This is a genomic window from Shinella sp. 838, assembly GCF_029623935.1.
GTDB lineage: Bacteria > Pseudomonadota > Alphaproteobacteria > Rhizobiales > Rhizobiaceae > Shinella.
In genome coordinates this window covers 750,351-767,413 of sequence record NZ_JARSBQ010000001.1, presented here as the reverse complement: position 1 = coordinate 767,413, position 17,063 = coordinate 750,351, and the positions used below count along the sequence as shown (strand labels likewise).

The window sequence follows — 17,063 nt, the reverse complement described above, 5'->3', positions numbered from 1 at the left end:
TGTCGTTTTGATCGTAGTGCCGGCGAATTGCTCCACTGCGATAGTTCTAGCGCAGCGGGAGGCGACGTAAAGGGTTCCGGTCATTCTTTTCGCTGTTTCAGCGCCGGTCGCAGGCGATCAGCAGGAACATCGGCCGGTTGAGTTCCACCTGCCATTCCGGATGCGCCGCAAGCTGCGCTTCGCTCGGCCGCCACTCCTCGACATGGCGAATGGCAAAACCGGTCGCGATCAACACGTTGAGGGTCGTACCGAGCGTGCGGTGGTGCTTGACGACACCCTTGGCGAGCCAGTCCGTCGTGCGCGGGCCTTCGACGAGATAGCCATCGACCGGCCACACCGTCCGGCCGTCGATCTGCGCCCAATCCGGCCGGGACGGCGCCATATAGAGCGGGTGCTCGATGGTAAAGACGAAGGGCGAGCCCGGCCGCAGCGCGGCGTGGAGCGTGCGCAGCATCCGGTCGAAATCCGCGATATAGTGGAAGGCAAGCGAACTGTAGGCGAAATCGAAAGTGCCGGCGGGCAGTTCCAGCCGGTCGAGGTCGGCGATCTCGTAGCAGACGGCCGGAGATACGGTTTCCGCCCGGGCGCGGGCGATCATGTTCTGCGAAAGATCGAGGCCAAGCACGCTTTCCGCACCCGCTTCTGCCGCATGGCGCGCGAACCAGCCGAAGCCACAACCGAGATCGACGATGCGCCGGCCCGCAAGATCCGGCAACAGGGCGCGGACCGAATCCCATTCCGCTGCGCCCGCAAGGCCGTGCACCGAGCGGGGGAGACCGGAATACCCCTCGAAGAAGGCGGGCTGGTCGTAGATGTTCTGGGCCATGGCTGAAATCCTTTCGCGCCGGAGATAGCGCCTTTTTTGCAAAAGGACAAAGTCGTGCATTCCCGCGACCCGGACGGCAGCGGGGTTGACAGGACAGCGCCTGCCCTGTCCGGTGACGGCGCGAAAGGATTTGCGCCATGACGATACTGGAAAGATTCTCCCAGCAGGGCCGCGTGGCGCTGGTCACCGGCGGCGGCCGCGGGCTGGGCTTCGAGATCGCCAGGGCGCTGGCCGAGGCCGGCGCCCATGTGATCGTGACGGGCCGCACGGCCGCGACGCTCGACGCGGCCGTCGAAAGGATCACCGCTGCCGGCGGAAGCGCCACAGCGGCCGCCTTCGACATCGCCGACCGGGCCGCCCAGCGCGCCACGCTCGCCGGGATCGAAGAGAGCCATGGCCGCCTCGACGTGCTCGTCAACAATGTCGGCGCCCGTGATCGCCGGCCGCTCGCCGAGATGGACGATGCGGCGATCGACGAGCTGATCCGCACCGACCTGTCCGCCGCCGCGAGCCTCTCGCGCGATGCCGCCGCGCTGATGAAGCGCAACGGCCACGGACGGCTGATCGCCATCACCTCGATCGGCGGCCACGTGGCCATGCCGAACGACGGCATCTACCCTGCGGCCAAACACGGCCTCACCGGCCTCATGCGCAGCATGGCCGTCGAATACGCCCCGCACGGCATCACCAGCAATGCCATCGCGCCCGGCTGGTTCGCGACGGAAACCAACGCGGCGCTCGCCGCCGACGAGGGCTTGATGCCCTTCGTTCGCCAGCGCATCCCCGCGCAGCGCTGGGCCCGCGCCGACGAAATCGCCGGCGCCGCCCTGTTCCTCGCCAGCGACGCGGCCTCCTTCGTCAACGGCCATGTGCTGGTGGTCGACGGCGGCATGACCGTCCGGATGTGACGGCGGGCCTCCGCCGCACCCCGCCTACCCCGCCGCCGCGGCCTCCAGCGGCGCGATGTCGAGCTTGACCATCTGGAGCATCGCCTCGGTGACACGCTTGACCTTCGCCTGGTCCGGGTCGCTCATCAATTCGCCGAGCCGCGTCGGCGCGATCTGCCAGGAAAGGCCCCAGCGATCCCGCAACCAGCCGCACTGTTCGACCGAACCACCCTCGCGCAGCGCATCCCACAGCCGGTCGAGATCGCCCTGCGTCTCGCATTCGACCATGATGGAAAAGCTGTGGTTGAACGGATCGAGCGGGCCGGCCTCGATCGCCATGTAGCGCTGGTCGCCGAGCGTGAAGCTCGCGATCTTCACGCTGCCCGGCGGGCCGCTCGGCGTTTCGGCCGGAAGCGACGACACCCAATGGACCGAGGAACCGGGAACAAGCGACGTGTAGAAGCCGATGGCGGCCTCCATGTCCGCCGCGAACCAGAGATGCTGCGTAACCTTCATCGGACAGTCCTCCTTGTTTGAACACGCTCAAGGACGAAGGAGACCGGAACGTTCCGACATCGACTTCAAAAAAAGTCAGCCGCTGAAATCGTCGATCACGGCGAGGAAGGCATCGCCGAAGCGGTCGCGCTTGGAAACGCCGATGCCGGGGATGTCGAGCAGCTCCTCCCGGTCACGCGGTCGTTCCTTGGCAAGCGCGATCAGCGTCGTGTCCGGGAAGACGACATAGGGCGGCACGTCGAGGTCCTTGGCGATGGACAACCGCTCGGCGCGCAGCAGCTCGAAGAGCTCGCGATCGGAACCGGCAAGGTTGGAGCGCTCGCGAGCGGCGGGCGAGCCGCCGGCCTTGCCCTTGCGTCCTCCCGCCTGCGGACGATCCTTGCGCAACAGCACCTGCCGCTCGTGGCGGAAGACCGCACGCGCCTCGGGCTCCAGCTTCAGCGCGCCGAAGGCGGCATGATCGACGCTGATGAGGCCTGCGGCCAGAAGCTGCCGGAAGATCGACTGCCAGACACGCCCGGCAATGTCCTTGCCCGCACCGAAGACCGGCATCTCCGTATGCCCGAAGCGCTCGGTCTTCTCGTTGACAGAGCCCAGCAGGACGTCGATGACATGGGCGGCGCCGAAACGTTCGCCGGTGCGGTAGACCGCAGCGAGCGCCTTGATCGCCGCTTCCGTGCCGTCCCAGGTCTCGACCGGGTTGCGGCAGGTATCGCAATTGCCGCAATGGCCGGAATATGCCTCGCCGAAATGCGCCAGGATGGCCTTGCGCCGGCAACCGGCCGTCTCGCAGATGGCAAGCAGCGCCATCAGCTTGGCGCGCTCGATGCGCTTGATCTCGTCGGCCGCCCCGCCCTCGTCGATCATCTTGCGGCGCTGCACGACGTCGGCCATGCCGTAGGCCATCCAGACCTCGGAGGGCAGGCCGTCGCGGCCCGCGCGACCCGTCTCCTGGTAATAGGCCTCCACCGAGCCCGGCAGGTCGAGATGGGCGACATAGCGCACATCCGGCTTGTCGATGCCCATCCCGAAGGCGACCGTCGCGACCAGGCAGAGGTTTTCTTCCTTCAGGAAGGCATCCTGGTTGGCGTCGCGCACCGCACGCTCGAAGCCGGCATGGTAGGGCAGCGCGCGAACGCCTTGCGCGTTCAGCCAGTCGGCCGTGTCCTCCACCTTGGCGCGCGACAGGCAGTAGACGATGCCGCTCTCGCCCTGATGGCGCGACAGGAAGCGCAGCAATTGCTGGCGCGCCTGGTCGCGTTCGGCAATTTCGTAGGAAATGTTCGGCCGGTCGAAGCTGGTGGTGAAGACCGCCGCATCCTGAAGGCCGAGGCGCTCGATGATATCACCACGGGTGTGCGGGTCCGCTGTCGCCGTCAGCGCAATGCGCGGCACGCCGGGATACCGCTCGCCGAGAACGCCGAGCGCCCGGTATTCCGGCCGGAAATCATGGCCCCATTGCGAAACGCAATGCGCCTCGTCGATGGCGAAGAGCGCGATGCGCGCATCGGCGACGAGCTCGGCAAAGCCTTCCGTGACGATCCGCTCGGGCGTCACGTAGAGAAGATCGAGCGCGCCCGCGCGCATGGCATCGCGCACGGCGAAGAATTCGTCGCGCGTCAGCGAAGAATTGAGCGCGGCGGCCCGGACGCCAAGCTGCTTCAGCGCCTCCACCTGGTCGCGCATCAGCGCGATCAGCGGCGAGATGACGATGCCGACGCCCTCGCGGCAGAGCGCCGGGATCTGGAAGCAGAGCGACTTGCCGGCGCCGGTCGGGAACAGGACGACGGCATCGCCGCCGCCCACCACATGCTCGACGACGGCCTGCTGCTTGCCGCGGAAGGCATCGTAGCCGTAGACGCGCTTGAGCACGTCCAGCGGATCGTCCGGCGGCGCATCGAACAGGGCGGCAAGGGAGGTGGAGGGGCGGGCGTCAATCATCATGTGCACTTTCGTTCCCCTCCATTCTGACCAAGCCGGCACGGTTGGGCAACCGCCCGCGGCCAACGTCCACCGCTCAATAATGTTCTTGATTTGTTCTCATTTCAAGATAAGGTTGCAAACAAATCGACACGGGAGACGCAGAATGGATGCCTACACAACCCTCGGCACGCCGAATGCCGCAGCAACCACGCCGTTTTACGACGCCGTCCTCGCGACGATCGGCTGGGCCGTCCGGGCGGACTATCCGGGATTGCGCGGCTACACAAAAGGTGGCGGCCCTGATGGCTTCACGCTCTGGCTGTGCACGCCCTTCGACGGCGCGGCGGCAAGTGTCGGCAACGGCACCATGGTCGGCTTTCCCGCCGCCTCCCACGAGGAGGTCGAGGCGTTCCATGCGGCCGCCCTCGCCCATGGCGGATCAGACGAAGGCGCCCCCGGCCCGCGCCCGCACTACGGCCCGCACTGGTACTCCGCCTATGTGCGCGACCCCGTCGGCAACAAGCTCTCCATCGTCTTCGACGAATAGGAAGGATCGGCGGTCTATTTGCCCGCCGGCCCCTTCACACGGCCGGAAAGCACGCCGAAACCCTCGATGATGGCTTCCTGGTTCTCCAGGCGCATGGTTTCCATCTGCACCTCCTGCAGCGCGCGCAGGATCTGGGGGACGCGTTCTCCGTCGCCCTCCTCGGTCGCCACGGCAAGCTCACGTTCCAGTTCGCGGCGCTGCCAGAGCAGGGCGCGGGTGCGCTTGTGCAGGGCGAGCGCCTGAAGGTAGCCTTCGCGGGCATCTTCGGGCGCGGCCTCCGCCGTCGCGGTCCACAGGCGCGAATTGCGGATCTGCTGGTCGAGCCCGCGCAGCAAAGCGTCGAAGCCGGCCGCTTCCAGCTCCTCGATCAGCCGGTCGCGCTCCAGCCTGGTGCCGACGGAACCGGCAATGCCGAGCAGCGCCGACCAGAGCCGCTGCAGGTCGCGGTTCTCATATTCGATGATGGCGATTTCGTCGTAGTCGCTGAAGAGCAGGCCGGGATGGTTGGCGACGGTGAGCGCCAGCACGCTTTCGCGCAGCGCCGGCAGCTCCTGTGCACCGCGCACCAGCGCCGAGCGCGCCAGCCGGTCGGAAATGCCGGAGGAAACAGGTGTGCCCTGCACAGCGCCGCGCCCGCCGCCCCTCGTCTGCCGGTTGCCGGAAAAGCCGCCGCCTCCCTGCCGCGGCGCCGGGCGGAAGAAAGCGTTCAGCCGGTCGCGCATGTTCTGCTGGTAGTGGCGGCGCACGTCCTCGTCGGCGATCGCGCCGGTGATCTGGCGCAGGCGCGCCTCCAGCGCCGCCCGGCTTTCCGGCGTCTCGAAATTCGCGCCCTGCACCTCGCGGCTCCAGATCATCTCGGCAAGCGGCCGGGCGCCGGCCATCACCTTGTCGAAGGGCGCACGACCCTCGTGGCGTACGAGGTCGTCAGGGTCCTTGCCATCGGGCAGCAGCGCAAAGCGCACCGTGCGTTCCGGTTTGATATAGGGCAGCGCGAGATCGGCCGCCCGGTTCGCCGCGCGAATGCCCGCGCCGTCGCCGTCGAAGCAGAGCACCGGCTCCGGCGTCATCTTCCAGAGGAGTTCAAGCTGGTTCTCGGTGAGCGCGGTGCCGAGCGGCGCGACGGCATTCTCGATGCCGGCCTGGTGGAGGGCGATCACATCCATATAGCCTTCGACGGCGATGATCGTGCCCGCACCATCCGCACCCTGGGCGGCCTTTCGGGCCCGCGCGTGGTTGTAGAGCACATTGCCCTTGTGGAAGAGCTCGGTCTCGTTGGAGTTCAGATATTTCGCCGGCGCATCCGGCGACATGGCGCGTCCACCGAAAGCGATGACCTTGTCGCGCACCGAAAGGATCGGGAACATGATGCGGTCCCGGAAACGGTCGTAGGAAACCGGGATATCGGGCCCGTACACGACGAGGCCGCAGGCCTCGATCGCCTCCTTCGGAACGCCTTTGCCGGCAAGGAAGCCCTTCAATGCGTTGCGGCTTTCCGGCGCGTAGCCGAGCCGGAAGGTCTCGATGGTGCGGCCCGTCAGTCCGCGGTCGCGCAGGTAGGCGCGCGCCTTCGCACCGGCCGGCGTCTGGAGCTGGTCCTCGAAGAAGCGCGCAGCCATGTCCATGACCTCGACAAGGCCCATGCGTTCCTTCTCGCGCTGCTCGGCCTCGCGGTCCGGCTGCGGCATGGCGACGCCCGCCATGTCGGCGACCTGCTGCACGGCTTCCGGGAAGGACAGGCCGTCGAGATCGGTGAGAAAGCGGAAGTGGTCGCCGGAGACGCCGCAGCCGAAACAATGGTATCGGCCCTTGCGGTCCTCGCAGTGAAAGCTTGGCGACTTTTCGCCGTGGAACGGGCAGCAGGCCCAATAGTCGCCGCGCGACACATTGGTCTTGCGGCGATCCCAGGTCACGCGTTTGCCGATCACCTCCGAAATGGAGACGCGGTCGCGGATCTCGTCTAGGAAGGCATTGGAAAAGCGCATGGGTCCCCCGGTCGGGGTCCATATAACCATGCGCGGCGCTCACCGCCAGCGATAGTCGCCTGCCCACAGCAATTCACAGGCACCGTCAGAACCCCATGTCCGGCGCGTAGAAGCAGCGCGGCGTGTCCTCGGTCGGGTAGAGACAGAGATGGTACTCGCCGTCCTGCGAGCGGCGCGTCGTATCCTGCGGCAGAAGGAAGATGTGAGCACGGGTGGCAAGGCGATGGTCGCCCGGCGCCAGCATCACACGGTAGCCGCCCGCGATGACGCGCACGGACCGCGCGGGGATCATCTGGCAGTCGCCGGTCTCGCTGTTGCCGTTGCAGCAGAAGGCCTCGTATTGCCAGCCGCTCGCCGCATCATGGGCGGAAACCGGTCCCGCAAGAAGGAGCGGCGCAAGGGAAAGAAGGAACATCACGCGCATCGGCTTGGCCTCCTTGAGACGGCCACCGGGCATCAACGCAAGAACACATCCGGCGGCATCGCATGCACTTCGCCGGGGCGAGCCGATGGACGCTCATCGCCGCATCGTCGGGCTCCTGGCGGCCATCATAACAGGATTCGGCACCTTTGGCTTCCGGAGATTGCACGGAATACGTGCGGTCCGGGATAGTTCCCCAACAAAAAGGGCGGCCGAAGCCGCCCCGCATCCGAAAAATTCGTCACCGGCCTATTTCAGAAGGTCCTTCACCACGCCGGAGGCCTTGGCGAAATCCATCTGGCCGGGATAACGCTCCTTGAGCACGGCCATCACCTTGCCCATGTCGCGCAGGCCCTGCGCGCCGATTTCGGCGATGGCGGCGGCGATGATGTCCTTCATCTTGTCCTCGGAGATCTGCTCGGGCAGGAAGCTCTCGATGACCTTGATTTCCTCGCGTTCCTGCGCGGCAAGCTCCGGGCGGCCGTTCTCGGAAAAGATCTTGGCCGATTCCTCGCGCTGCTTGATCATCTTGGCGAGGATCTGCAGCAGTTCGTCGTTCTCGACCGGCCCCTTGCCGACACCGCGGTTGGCGATGTCGCAGTCCTTCAGCTTGGCCTGGATCAGGCGCAGCGTGGAGACACGGCAGGCATCCTTGGCCTTGAGTGCATCCTTGAGGGCGTTTGCGATCGTATCGCGCATCATTTTCTCCATTGGAAGCCGCCGGCGCCGGATGCGCGGCTTGGGCTTCAATCATCGTTCGATTGTGCATGCTCATAGACCGGCAGAGGGCCTGCCGGCAAACGGATTGCGCAAGCAATTGAATTTCAACGCTTTATAATTCTACGCAATCCACAGGCAACGGTTGACCCCGCCATCCGCTTTGTCTATTTTCCGGCACCTGCACGAAAATCGGCAATCAGGGCGAACCAACGCGGGCTTCCGCGCGCCTTTGCCTGCGATCTTAAATGGTGCCCGGTCCATCGGCTTTCAAGCCCGGGGCCAGGCGCCGGAAACGGGATACTCATGACCTCGACCCCCGCATGGACCACTGAAAAGCCGACCGCCCTGCTCGTTCTTGCCGACGGCACCGTCATCGAAGGCAAGGGCATCGGCGCCACCGGCAAGGTAACCGCCGAAGTCTGCTTCAACACGGCGCTGACCGGCTACCAGGAAATCCTCACCGACCCGTCCTATCTCGGCCAGATCGTCACCTTCACCTTCCCGCATATCGGCAATATCGGCGCCAACGACGAGGACATCGAGGACCTGACCCCCGCCGCGCGCCACGGCGCCGTCGGCACGATCTTCAAGGCCGACATCACGGACCCGTCCAACTACCGCGCCGCAAAGCACCTCGACGGCTGGCTGAAGGCCCGTGGCATCATCGGCCTTTCCGGCATCGACACGCGCGCGCTGACCGCCTGGATCCGCGAGAACGGTGCACCGAACGCCGTCATCGCCCACGACCCGAACGGTGTCTTCGACATCGAGACGCTGAAGGCCGAAGCGAAGGCCTGGAGCGGTCTTGTCGGTCTCGACCTCGCCAAGGTCGCCTCCTCCGGCCAGTCCTCGCGCTGGAGCGAGAAGCCCTGGGTATGGAACGAAGGCTACGAGGATCTCGCCGAGAGCGACGTGAAGTACCACATCGTCGCGCTCGACTACGGCGTCAAGCGCAACATCCTGCGTCTCTTCACCGGCCTCGGCTGCAAGGTCACCGTCATGCCGGCGACCTCGAGCGCCGACGACGTGCTGGCGCTGAAGCCGGACGGCATCTTCCTCTCCAACGGCCCGGGCGACCCGGCGGCAACCGGCGAATATGCCGTGCCGGTCATCAAGACGCTGATCGACAGCGGCATTCCGATCTTCGGCATCTGCCTCGGCCACCAGATGCTGGGCCTTGCCGTCGGCGCCACGACCGAGAAGATGCACCAGGGTCATCATGGCGCAAACCATCCGGTCAAGGACCACACGACGGGCAAGGTCGAAATCGTCTCGATGAACCACGGCTTCGCAGTCGCCTCCTCCTCCCTGCCGGACGGCGTGGAAGAAACCCACATCTCGCTGTTCGACGGCACGAACTGCGGCCTGCGCCTCGTCGGCAAGCCGGTCTTCTCCGTGCAGCACCATCCGGAAGCCTCCCCCGGCCCGCAGGACAGCCACTACCTCTTCCGTCGCTTCATCAATCTGGTGCGCGAGAAGAAGGGCGAGGCGGCCATCCCGGAACGGGCCTGAGCCATTCCGACAGATCAAAGCCCCGGACGATGTCCGGGGCTTTTTTTCGTTTTGGCGCTCAGGACAGCGAGACCGGCACCACGGTTCCCTGGTGGAAGGCCATCTGCCAGCGCTCCCCCACCCGCTTCCAGATCGAGGCGCGCAGGACATGGCGCTCCGATCCGTCCGCCGCCCGGCGGCAGGTGCGATAGGTGAGCAGCACGGCGCCTTCGGCAATCGCCGTCAGGGCATAGTCGCTGGCCTCCAGCGTTCCGTCGCTGGGCTCGTCCGCCTCCTCCGACAGGAGGTCGAGCATCTCCGCCCGATGGTAGATGGTACCGGAACTGCCGAATTCGACGAAGCCTTCCGCCAAAAGCGCCTCGACGGCCGGACGTGAACCGCGGACCTCCGGGCGATGCAGCGCCTCCTCCAGCATGCGGATCTCCTCGATGCTGGCGGCGGGGCCGGTCATTGCCGGCCTCTCAAATCGGCCGGGCCGCCGGCACGCCCCGCGTCACCAGGCGGTAGAAACGCCAGTTGAGCAGGATGGAGGCCGCCGAGAGACCGCAAAGGAACCCGAACCAGACCCCGATGCCGCCGAAGCCGGCCGGAAAGGCGAAGAACCATGCGGCGAGGAAGCCTATCGGCCAGTAGGAGATCAGCGCGAGGATCATCGGGATGCGCGTGTCCTTCAACCCGCGCAGCAGGCCAGCGGCGATCGCCTGCAGGCCGTCGACGAGCTGGAAGACGCCGGCGATCACCACGAAGGGGCCGGCAATCGCCAGCACAGCCACCGAATCCTTGCCCGCCTTGTTGAGGAAGATCGAGGCGAGCGTGGTGGGGATGAGCGCGAAGAGCACGCCGCCGCCAACGGCGATGACCGCCGCGACCGCCAGCACCGCCCAGGAGGCACGCACCACGCCGAGGTGATCGCCCTGGCCATGCGCCACGCCGACGCGCACCGTGCCGGCCTGGGCAAGGCCGAGCGGCACCATGAAGGCAATGGAAGCGAGCTGCAGGGCGATACCGTGCGCCGCCAGTTCCAGCGTGCCGATATTGCCCATCAGCAGCGAGGCGCCGCTGAAGAGGCTGACCTCTGCCAGCATGGTAAGGCCGATCGGCAGGCCGAGATGGACGACCTCGCGGAAGGCCAGCCAGTCCGGCCGCCAGAACCGCACGAAGAGCTCGTAGCGGCGCATGTCGGCACGCGACTGGATATAGGCCGTCAGCAGCACGAAGCTCAAGAGGTTGACGCCGAACGAGACGATGGCCGCCCCCTCGATGCCCATGGCCGGAAAACCGAAATGGCCAAGCACCAGCGCATAGGCGAAGAACGCGTTGACCGACAGGATGATGATCGTGACATAGAGCACGATGCCGGCCCGACCATGCGCACTGACGAGACCGCGCAGCGTCATGAAGAGCAGCCCCGGCGCCATGCCCCACTGGGCGATCTTCAGATAGCTGCCGGCCAGCGCCGCCACGTCCGGCTTCTGGCCGGCGAGCAGCAGGAGGTTCTCCGCATTGTAGAAGAGCGGGATCATCAGCACGGAATAGAGCAGCACCACCCACATGCCCATGCGCACCGCGCGCCGCACGGAGACCGGGTCGCCACGGCCATAGGCCTGCGCCACCATCGGCATGACGGCATTGGCAAAACCGGAGCCGAGGATGAAGATGGTGAAGAAAAAGGAGCTCGCCAGCACGATGGCTGCGAGATGCGCAGCGCCGAGGCGGCCGAGAATGACCACGTCCGTCGTGTGAATGCCGAGCTGGGCGAGCTGCGCGCCGATCAACGGTACGCCGAGGGCGAAAGTCGCGCGAAAATGCGCGCCCCAGCCGTTGTTCTCGCGATGCGGTGCCATGTGCATGATAGTTCTCACTTTCGCATCGCTTCGGATCACAACTTCCAGCCGCGATCAATCGAATTGATTTGATGCTTTCATCAAAAATGCCGGAATGCGGTGCCGCGCGATGCCTGCACGCGGAAATTTCGTCAAAATGTCACGTTTGAAAGCGCTTCAGGCGCCTTCCGTTGCCAGATTTCCGCTCGGGCCGGTCCCCGCGCCGCGCAACTTCACCACGAAGATCACAAGGCCAACGAAGAGCATCAGCGCCGCAAGCGCAAATGGTGCCCCGGCGAAGGCCACCGGCGCCGTCGGTCCGGTGAAGTGGCTGAACACCTGGGTGAAGATCAACGGGCCGATGATCGTGGTGATGCTGGAAACGCTGGTCAGCGCGCCCTGCAATTCGCCCTGGGCGGAGGGCGGCACGCGGGCGGAAGCTATCGAGCGCAGCGGCGGATCGGCGAGGCTTTCAAGCGCCGTCAGAAGGATGACCGCATAGACCATCCAGCCCTGGTACGAGGCGGCATAGCCGGACAGGCCGAGCACGGCGAAGGAAAGGCCGATGACCGCCGTGCGGAACTCGCCGATCCTCGGCACCACGCGCGGCAGCACGAACGCCATGACGATGGCGCCGCCGACCCCGAAAATGCCGAGCGACAGGCCGATCTGCCCCTCGCTCCAGCCGTAGCGCAGCGCCGAAACGAAGGACCAGACGGAGGGATAGACGGCGTGCGCCAGCCAGTAACAGAAGAAGACCAGACCGATCCACAGCACGCCCGGATAGTTGCGCATCTGCAGGAGCGCACCGAGCGGGTTGGCGCGGGCAAGCTCGAACCGGCGGCGATGGGCCGTCCCCAGGCTTTCCGGCAGGAGGAAATAGGCCGCGGCGAAGTTGAGGAAGGCGAGCACCGCCGCCCCGTAGAACGGAATGCGCGGGCCGAACTCGCCGAGAAGCCCGCCGATGACCGGCCCAAGCGCGAAGCCGGTGCCGAAAGCGATGCCCATCAGCCCGAAGTTCTTCGCCCGCGTCTCGTCCGTCGAGACATCAGCGATATAGGCGGCAGCCGTGCCGAAGCTCGCGCCGCTGATGCCCGCCAGCACGCGGCCGACGAACAGCATCCAATAGCTGGTCGCCAGCGCACAGATGAGGTTGTCGATGGCGAAAGTGAGGATGCAGGCGAGCAGCACCGGCCGCCGGCCGAAGCGATCGGAGAGATTGCCGATGAACGGCGCGAAGAGGAACTGCATGCCGGCATAGACCAGCAGCAGCCAGCCGCCGTCAATCGCCGCCTGGCTGATATCGTCGCCCGTCAACTCGCGCAGGTATGTCGGCAGTACCGGCATGATGATGGCGATGCCGATCACGTCGAGAAACATGATCATGAAGACGAGAAAGAGCCCGCGCCGGGTGGACCTGGCATCGATCATGGTTTCACCCCAGGAAGGATAGCGGCCTGCCGATGCAGGCAAAAATGTCAGGCAACGACTTCTATTTCACTTTTTGCCGCGAAACAATCCGTGAACATCGCAAACTTTTTGATGAATTGGTCGCGATCCGCTGATGAAAGGCCTTATTGCGGCGGGGGATGCGCCTTCACGAAATCAACGAAGGCGCGCAGCGGCGCGGGCATCAGGGTACGGCTCGGATAGTAGAGGAAGGGGCCGGAGAAGGTCTGGATCCAGTCGGGCATGACGACCTGCAAAGCGCCGGAGGAAAGGGCCGGCGCCAGGAACTCCTCGAAGGTGCAGACGATGCCGAGGCCGGCGAGGGCGGCGTGCTGCTCCACCTCGTTCGATTCGGAGATCAGGCAGGCCGGCGGCATCAGCGAGATCTTCTCCTCGCCCCGCTCGAAGGCCCAGTGCAGCACGCGACCGCTGGCGAAGCGGTGCAGGATGCAGCGATGCTGCATCAGGTCGCGCGGATGTTCCGGCACCCCGTGCACCTCGATGTAGGACGGCGCGGCGGCCACGACGAAACGCTGGCGGCGCGGGCCGATCGGCACCGCGATCATGTCCTGGTGCAGCGCCTCTTCATAGCGAATGCCGGCATCGAAACCTTCCGCCAGCACATCCACCAGCGCGTCGTTGGAGGCAACCTCCAATGTGATGCCGGGATAGGCCTTGAGAAAGGGCGTGGCGATCGGCGGCAGGACGAAGCGGGCGACGATGCCGGGCACGTTCAACCGGAGGCGGCCGACCGGCCGGTCGCGCAGGCTGTTCACCCCGTCAATCGCCGCCTCGACCTCGGCCAGCGCCGGCGCGAGCCGCTCCAGGAGGCGCGCACCCGCATCCGTCAGCGTCACGCTGCGTGTCGTGCGGTTGAAGAGGCGAAGATCAAGCCGCCCCTCCAGCCGCCGCATCGCCTCCGAGAGCGCCGAGGCGGAAACACCGCGCAGCTTGGCGGCCGCGCGAAAGCTCTTCACCCGGGCGATGGCGACGAAGGCATCGAGATCGGCAAGCGGGATCTGGCTCATTGTTCGGAAAACCGCACGACCTGTTCAGAGTGGATCGAATTATCGCACAAAGCCCATCGCGGTAAAAGAGCGTCGATCGAAAAGCACGCACAGGAGAGGCACCATGAAGACCATCAATCTCGGCAAGGCCGGCCCCGTCGTTTCCACCATCGGCCTCGGCTGCATGGGCATGTCGGGCATGTATGGCCCGGCCAACCGGGCGGAAAGCATCGCCACCATCCATGCCGCGCTCGACGCCGGCATCACCCTTCTCGACACCGGCGACTTCTACGGCATGGGCCACAACGAGATGCTGATATCAGAGGCGCTGAAAGACCGCCGCCGCGAGGATGTGGTGCTCAGCGTGAAGTTCGGCGCGCTGCGCGGGCCGGATGGCGTCTGGAGCGGCTATGATTCCCGCCCCGCGGCGATCCGCAACTTCCTCGCCTATTCCCTGCAACGGCTCGGCACCGACCATATCGACATCTACCGCCCGTCCCGCCTCGATCCGGCGGTGCCGATCGAGGAGACGATGGGGGCGCTCGCCGACCTCGTGAAGGCCGGCTACATCCGCCATATCGGGCTGTCCGAGGTGGGATCCGAAACGATCTGCCGCGCCGCGGCGGTGCATCCGATCGTGGATCTGCAGATCGAGTATTCGCTGATCTCGCGCGGCATCGAGGACGACATCCTGCCGACCTGCCGGGCGCTGGGCATTCCCGTGACCGCCTATGGCGTGCTGTCGCGCGGCCTGATCAGCGGCCATTGGCGAAAAGGTGCGGCGAATGGCGGTGATTTCCGCGCCTTCAGCCCACGCTTCCAGGACGGCAATGTCGACACGAACCTGACGCTCGTCGAAGCCCTGCGCCGCGTCGCGGACGAAAAGGGGGCAACCGTCGCCCAGCTCGCCATTGCCTGGGTCGCCGCACAGGGCGTCGATATCGTCCCCCTCATCGGTGCCCGCCGGCGCGATCGCCTCGCCGAGGCGCTTGGCGCGCAGAAGATCGTGCTCAGTGCAGCCGACCTTGCCGCAATCGAAGCCGCGCTGCCGAAGGACGCCGCCGCAGGCGAGCGCTATCCGGTCGCCATGCTAGCGCATATGGACAGCGAGAAGCGGACCTGAGGCCGCAGGGCGGACCGCACCGCACGGCGCGGCCCGTCTCCCGCCGCGGCGGCCGGAGCCGTCAGCGACCTGTCAGCTTGGCCGTGGGAGAAGTGATCGCAAAGAGGCACGATTGTCATTCGCCGGTAACGAAGGGCGGCAAGATGGGCCCTTGCGTATCCGTTTCCGAGGACCGGCAATGTCACGTCGCCCAACCGCAGGCTTTCGCTTCCCCAGACCCGCTTTCGGCAGCCTGACGGTCAGCCTGGTGACCAGCCTCTACCTCTTCCTCGTCACCAGCCGCGACTTCTGGACGGAGAGCTGGGCGCTGCTCGGCGCCCGCCCCGGCACGCTCGCGCTGGTGACGGGCGGGGTCTTCTGCCTTTTCATCGCGACCTGTGTCGCCGCGTCCTGGAAACAGGTGATGAAGCCGCTCTTCGTGGCGCTGCTTCTCGTTGCGGCAGCCGCTGCCTGGCTCATGGACGAGGACGGCGTCTTCCGCGCAGAAGCGTCCTTCCAGCCACTGCAGCTTGCCGTTCACATGCTTGTCTTCGGTATGCTTCCGGCTGCCCTTCTCGTCTGGGTGAGGGTGGTACACCGGCCGTTCTTCTGGCAGCTGCGCGGCAATCTGGCGATCGCCGTGCCGATGTTTGCGGTCGCGCTCGCCGTCGCCCTGACGCACACGACCAAATATGCCCTGATCGTCGAAGAAGACCTGAAGGTCGCCGACAGCGGCAATGCGGCCGGCGCTTCCGTCATACATCGCCCTTGAACGTGTCGCAGGCATCAACCCGGCCGGTGTCGAAGCCGCGCTTGAACCAGCGGCGGCGCTGCTCGGACGTGCCATGGTTGAAGCTTTCCGGCACGACATAGCCCTGCATGCGCTTCTGCAGCGTGTCGTCTCCGATCTGCGTGGCGGCGTTCAGCGCCTCTTCCAGGTCGCCCCGCTCCAGCAGGCCCTTCTGCTCGGTATACTTGCCCCAGATGCCGGCATAGCAATCCGCCTGAAGCTCGACACGGATCGACATCTGGTTGGCCTCCACCTCGCTCATGCGCTGGCGCTGCTGGTTGAAGCGCGGCAGCACGCCGGTGAGATTCTGCACGTGGTGACCGACTTCATGGGCGACGACATAGGCCTGCGCGAAGTCGCCGGACGCATCGAACTTGCCGGCGAGCTCGTCGAAGAAGCTCATGTCGAGATAGACCTTGCGGTCGCCCGGGCAGTAGAACGGGCCGGAAGCCGCCGAGGCGAAGCCGCAGGCCGACTGCACGGAGCCCGAGAAGAGCACCATCTTCGGCTCCTCATACCGCTCGCCGGCCGCCTGGAAGATGCCGTTCCAGGTGTCTTCCGTCTCGGCGAGAACCGTCGCCATGAAGGCCTTGGTCTCTTCTTCCTGCGGCGAGGCGCGACGGCTGGCGCTTTCCGTCTGCTCGAAGCCCGGCATGCTGACCTGCCCGCCGCCCTGGCCCATCACCTGCAACAGGTCGATGCCCATCGCCTTGAAGACGAAATAGATGACGACGAGGAAGATGATGGTGCCGATGCTCATGCCACCGCCGGCACGGCGCCCGCCACCCATCGGAATGCGAAAACCGCCATTGCCGCGGCCGAACGGATTGCTCCCTCCCGCCGAAGGACCGGCTCCGCGCTGGTCCTCGATATTGCCCGACTGGCGACGACCTTTCCATTCCATGGCGCATTTCCCCGAATTGATTGCCGACGAACGCTCATCGCATGAATTCGTTCCTCAGCAACGACTTATAGGGCCTGCCGCGCCACCATGCAAAACGAAAAGCAGGCCTCAGCGCCGACGGAAAACCGCCTCGAAACGCTCCACCCAGCCGGCCTGGCGCGCCGCAAGAGCCCCCGCAGCAACGAGGAGCGCGCTGACGACCGCAGCCGCGAGCACGCTCGTGAAGCCGGAGGCGCCGTCGAAGATCATCGCACCCATCACCCGGTCGGGTGCGAGGGTGAACAGCCCGGCGACGACGATGCCGCCGAAATACATGCCGGCGACATGACCGCGATGCGCGCGGATATCCCGACGGCGGGCGGCGCGGATCGCAGGGACGCTGCCGACGATGACATAGACCGAGAGCAGATGGATCGGGCTGAAATCGCCGACCGTCTTCAGATCGTGGATGAAGAAGGTCGAAAAACTCGTCAGCACCATCAGGAGCAGCCAGACCTTGCCGAGACGGCGATGCAAGGCTGTGCCCTTCGGGCGGGCGAGCAGGACGGCGCCCAGCACCGCAGCAGGCAGGACGGTGGCGACATGAAACTGCACGGCAGGCGGGGCTGCAAGAAGCGGCTCGAGAGTCATAGCGGGCTCCGGAATGGTTGAATT

General features: G+C 65.9%; 17 protein-coding genes. 5 read left to right on the top strand and 12 right to left on the bottom strand.

Translation table 11 applies throughout. The features are described from left to right. Positions 1-97 precede the first annotated feature (97 nt). Positions 98-826, bottom strand: coding sequence for a class I SAM-dependent methyltransferase (locus P9A16_RS03670; RefSeq protein WP_023516540.1), 729 nt, complete (start codon positions 824-826; stop codon positions 98-100). Positions 827-963: 137 nt separating this feature from the next. Between P9A16_RS03670 and P9A16_RS03665 the strand changes: the two genes are divergently transcribed. Continuing rightward, positions 964-1,734 carry an SDR family oxidoreductase gene (locus tag P9A16_RS03665; protein ID WP_024271253.1) on the top strand — a complete coding sequence of 257 codons (771 nt, stop codon included), beginning with the start codon at positions 964-966 and terminating at the stop codon, positions 1,732-1,734. Positions 1,735-1,758: 24 nt separating this feature from the next. On the opposite strand, the gene P9A16_RS03660 is transcribed toward P9A16_RS03665, so the two are convergent. Beyond that, positions 1,759-2,229: a VOC family protein gene (locus tag P9A16_RS03660; RefSeq protein WP_023514173.1), complete on the bottom strand. Its 471-nt coding sequence runs from the start codon at positions 2,227-2,229 to the stop codon at positions 1,759-1,761. A gap of 75 nt (positions 2,230-2,304) precedes the next feature. After that, positions 2,305-4,173, bottom strand: a complete 1,869-nt coding sequence (gene recQ, locus P9A16_RS03655; RefSeq protein ID WP_156032068.1) for a DNA helicase RecQ — start codon at positions 4,171-4,173, stop codon at positions 2,305-2,307. Between the two features lie 142 nt (positions 4,174-4,315). On the opposite strand from recQ, the gene P9A16_RS03650 reads away from it, so the two are divergent. Further along, a complete protein-coding gene (locus P9A16_RS03650) occupies positions 4,316-4,699 on the top strand; it encodes a VOC family protein (RefSeq protein WP_023514175.1) in 384 nt (127 codons plus the stop codon). A 14-nt stretch (positions 4,700-4,713) separates the two neighbouring features. Here P9A16_RS03650 and dnaG read toward each other — a convergent pair whose 3' ends face one another. The 3 genes from dnaG to P9A16_RS03635 form a co-directional block, all read right to left on the bottom strand. Beyond that, the gene (dnaG, locus tag P9A16_RS03645; RefSeq protein ID WP_037408726.1) at positions 4,714-6,681 is read right to left on the bottom strand and encodes a DNA primase; all 1,968 of its coding nucleotides are present in this window, start codon (positions 6,679-6,681) and stop codon (positions 4,714-4,716) included. 85 nt (positions 6,682-6,766) lie between these two features. Beyond that, positions 6,767-7,096 (bottom strand): hypothetical protein, encoded by a 330-nt coding sequence (locus tag P9A16_RS03640; protein WP_156032069.1) that lies wholly within the window; start codon positions 7,094-7,096, stop codon positions 6,767-6,769. A gap of 255 nt (positions 7,097-7,351) precedes the next feature. Next, positions 7,352-7,801, bottom strand: a complete 450-nt coding sequence (locus tag P9A16_RS03635; RefSeq protein WP_023515714.1) for a GatB/YqeY domain-containing protein — start codon at positions 7,799-7,801, stop codon at positions 7,352-7,354. Positions 7,802-8,125: 324 nt separating this feature from the next. On the opposite strand from P9A16_RS03635, the gene carA reads away from it, so the two are divergent. Further along, on the top strand, positions 8,126-9,334 hold the full coding sequence (carA, locus tag P9A16_RS03630; RefSeq protein WP_023515715.1) for a glutamine-hydrolyzing carbamoyl-phosphate synthase small subunit: 1,209 nt from the start codon (positions 8,126-8,128) through the stop codon (positions 9,332-9,334). Positions 9,335-9,392: 58 nt separating this feature from the next. Here the strand turns inward: carA and P9A16_RS03625 are convergent, their stop codons facing one another. The 4 genes from P9A16_RS03625 to P9A16_RS03610 all read right to left on the bottom strand — a co-directional run bounded on the left by P9A16_RS03625 (position 9,393) and on the right by P9A16_RS03610 (position 13,634). Next, the gene (locus P9A16_RS03625) at positions 9,393-9,785 is read right to left on the bottom strand and encodes a nuclear transport factor 2 family protein (protein ID WP_023515716.1); all 393 of its coding nucleotides are present in this window, start codon (positions 9,783-9,785) and stop codon (positions 9,393-9,395) included. Positions 9,786-9,795: 10 nt separating this feature from the next. After that, a complete protein-coding gene (locus P9A16_RS03620) occupies positions 9,796-11,184 on the bottom strand; it encodes an MATE family efflux transporter (RefSeq protein WP_023515717.1) in 1,389 nt (462 codons plus the stop codon). Positions 11,185-11,334: 150 nt separating this feature from the next. After that, positions 11,335-12,588 carry a TCR/Tet family MFS transporter gene (locus P9A16_RS03615; RefSeq protein ID WP_023515718.1) on the bottom strand — a complete coding sequence of 418 codons (1,254 nt, stop codon included), beginning with the start codon at positions 12,586-12,588 and terminating at the stop codon, positions 11,335-11,337. A gap of 143 nt (positions 12,589-12,731) precedes the next feature. Beyond that, positions 12,732-13,634, bottom strand: coding sequence for a LysR family transcriptional regulator (locus P9A16_RS03610; protein ID WP_023515719.1), 903 nt, complete (start codon positions 13,632-13,634; stop codon positions 12,732-12,734). Between the two features lie 103 nt (positions 13,635-13,737). Between P9A16_RS03610 and P9A16_RS03605 the strand changes: the two genes are divergently transcribed. Further along, complete coding sequence (locus tag P9A16_RS03605; RefSeq protein WP_023515720.1) at positions 13,738-14,736, top strand: aldo/keto reductase; 999 nt, start codon at positions 13,738-13,740, stop codon at positions 14,734-14,736. Positions 14,737-14,914: 178 nt separating this feature from the next. Beyond that, complete coding sequence (locus P9A16_RS03600) at positions 14,915-15,487, top strand: phosphoethanolamine transferase domain-containing protein (RefSeq protein ID WP_023515721.1); 573 nt, start codon at positions 14,915-14,917, stop codon at positions 15,485-15,487. Here P9A16_RS03600 and ypfJ read toward each other — a convergent pair. Together ypfJ and P9A16_RS03590 are read right to left on the bottom strand one after the other, a co-directional pair. Continuing rightward, positions 15,471-16,409: a KPN_02809 family neutral zinc metallopeptidase gene (gene ypfJ / locus P9A16_RS03595; RefSeq protein WP_023515722.1), complete on the bottom strand. Its 939-nt coding sequence runs from the start codon at positions 16,407-16,409 to the stop codon at positions 15,471-15,473. The two genes, P9A16_RS03600 and ypfJ, sit on opposite strands and share 17 nt — an antisense overlap. A 108-nt stretch (positions 16,410-16,517) precedes the next feature. Then, positions 16,518-17,039: a DUF2306 domain-containing protein gene (locus tag P9A16_RS03590; RefSeq protein WP_024271252.1), complete on the bottom strand. Its 522-nt coding sequence runs from the start codon at positions 17,037-17,039 to the stop codon at positions 16,518-16,520. Between the last annotated feature and the right edge of the window lie 24 nt (positions 17,040-17,063).

Excerpts from the sequence above, each read along its gene's own strand:
- P9A16_RS03670 (WP_023516540.1), bottom strand. The coding sequence starts at position 826 with ATGGCCCAGAACATCTACGACCAGCCCGCCTTCTTCGAGGGGTATTCC.
- P9A16_RS03665 (WP_024271253.1), top strand. The coding sequence starts at position 964 with ATGACGATACTGGAAAGATTCTCCCAGCAGGGCCGCGTGGCGCTGGTC.
- P9A16_RS03660 (WP_023514173.1), bottom strand. The coding sequence starts at position 2,229 with ATGAAGGTTACGCAGCATCTCTGGTTCGCGGCGGACATGGAGGCCGCC.
- recQ (WP_156032068.1), bottom strand. The coding sequence starts at position 4,173 with ATGATGATTGACGCCCGCCCCTCCACCTCCCTTGCCGCCCTGTTCGAT.
- P9A16_RS03650 (WP_023514175.1), top strand. The coding sequence starts at position 4,316 with ATGGATGCCTACACAACCCTCGGCACGCCGAATGCCGCAGCAACCACG.
- dnaG (WP_037408726.1), bottom strand. The coding sequence starts at position 6,681 with ATGCGCTTTTCCAATGCCTTCCTAGACGAGATCCGCGACCGCGTCTCC.
- P9A16_RS03640 (WP_156032069.1), bottom strand. The coding sequence starts at position 7,096 with ATGTTCCTTCTTTCCCTTGCGCCGCTCCTTCTTGCGGGACCGGTTTCC.
- P9A16_RS03635 (WP_023515714.1), bottom strand. The coding sequence starts at position 7,801 with ATGCGCGATACGATCGCAAACGCCCTCAAGGATGCACTCAAGGCCAAG.
- carA (WP_023515715.1), top strand. The coding sequence starts at position 8,126 with ATGACCTCGACCCCCGCATGGACCACTGAAAAGCCGACCGCCCTGCTC.
- P9A16_RS03625 (WP_023515716.1), bottom strand. The coding sequence starts at position 9,785 with ATGACCGGCCCCGCCGCCAGCATCGAGGAGATCCGCATGCTGGAGGAG.
- P9A16_RS03620 (WP_023515717.1), bottom strand. The coding sequence starts at position 11,184 with ATGCACATGGCACCGCATCGCGAGAACAACGGCTGGGGCGCGCATTTT.
- P9A16_RS03615 (WP_023515718.1), bottom strand. The coding sequence starts at position 12,588 with ATGATCGATGCCAGGTCCACCCGGCGCGGGCTCTTTCTCGTCTTCATG.
- P9A16_RS03610 (WP_023515719.1), bottom strand. The coding sequence starts at position 13,634 with ATGAGCCAGATCCCGCTTGCCGATCTCGATGCCTTCGTCGCCATCGCC.
- P9A16_RS03605 (WP_023515720.1), top strand. The coding sequence starts at position 13,738 with ATGAAGACCATCAATCTCGGCAAGGCCGGCCCCGTCGTTTCCACCATC.
- P9A16_RS03600 (WP_023515721.1), top strand. The coding sequence starts at position 14,915 with ATGTCACGTCGCCCAACCGCAGGCTTTCGCTTCCCCAGACCCGCTTTC.
- ypfJ (WP_023515722.1), bottom strand. The coding sequence starts at position 16,409 with ATGGAATGGAAAGGTCGTCGCCAGTCGGGCAATATCGAGGACCAGCGC.
- P9A16_RS03590 (WP_024271252.1), bottom strand. The coding sequence starts at position 17,039 with ATGACTCTCGAGCCGCTTCTTGCAGCCCCGCCTGCCGTGCAGTTTCAT.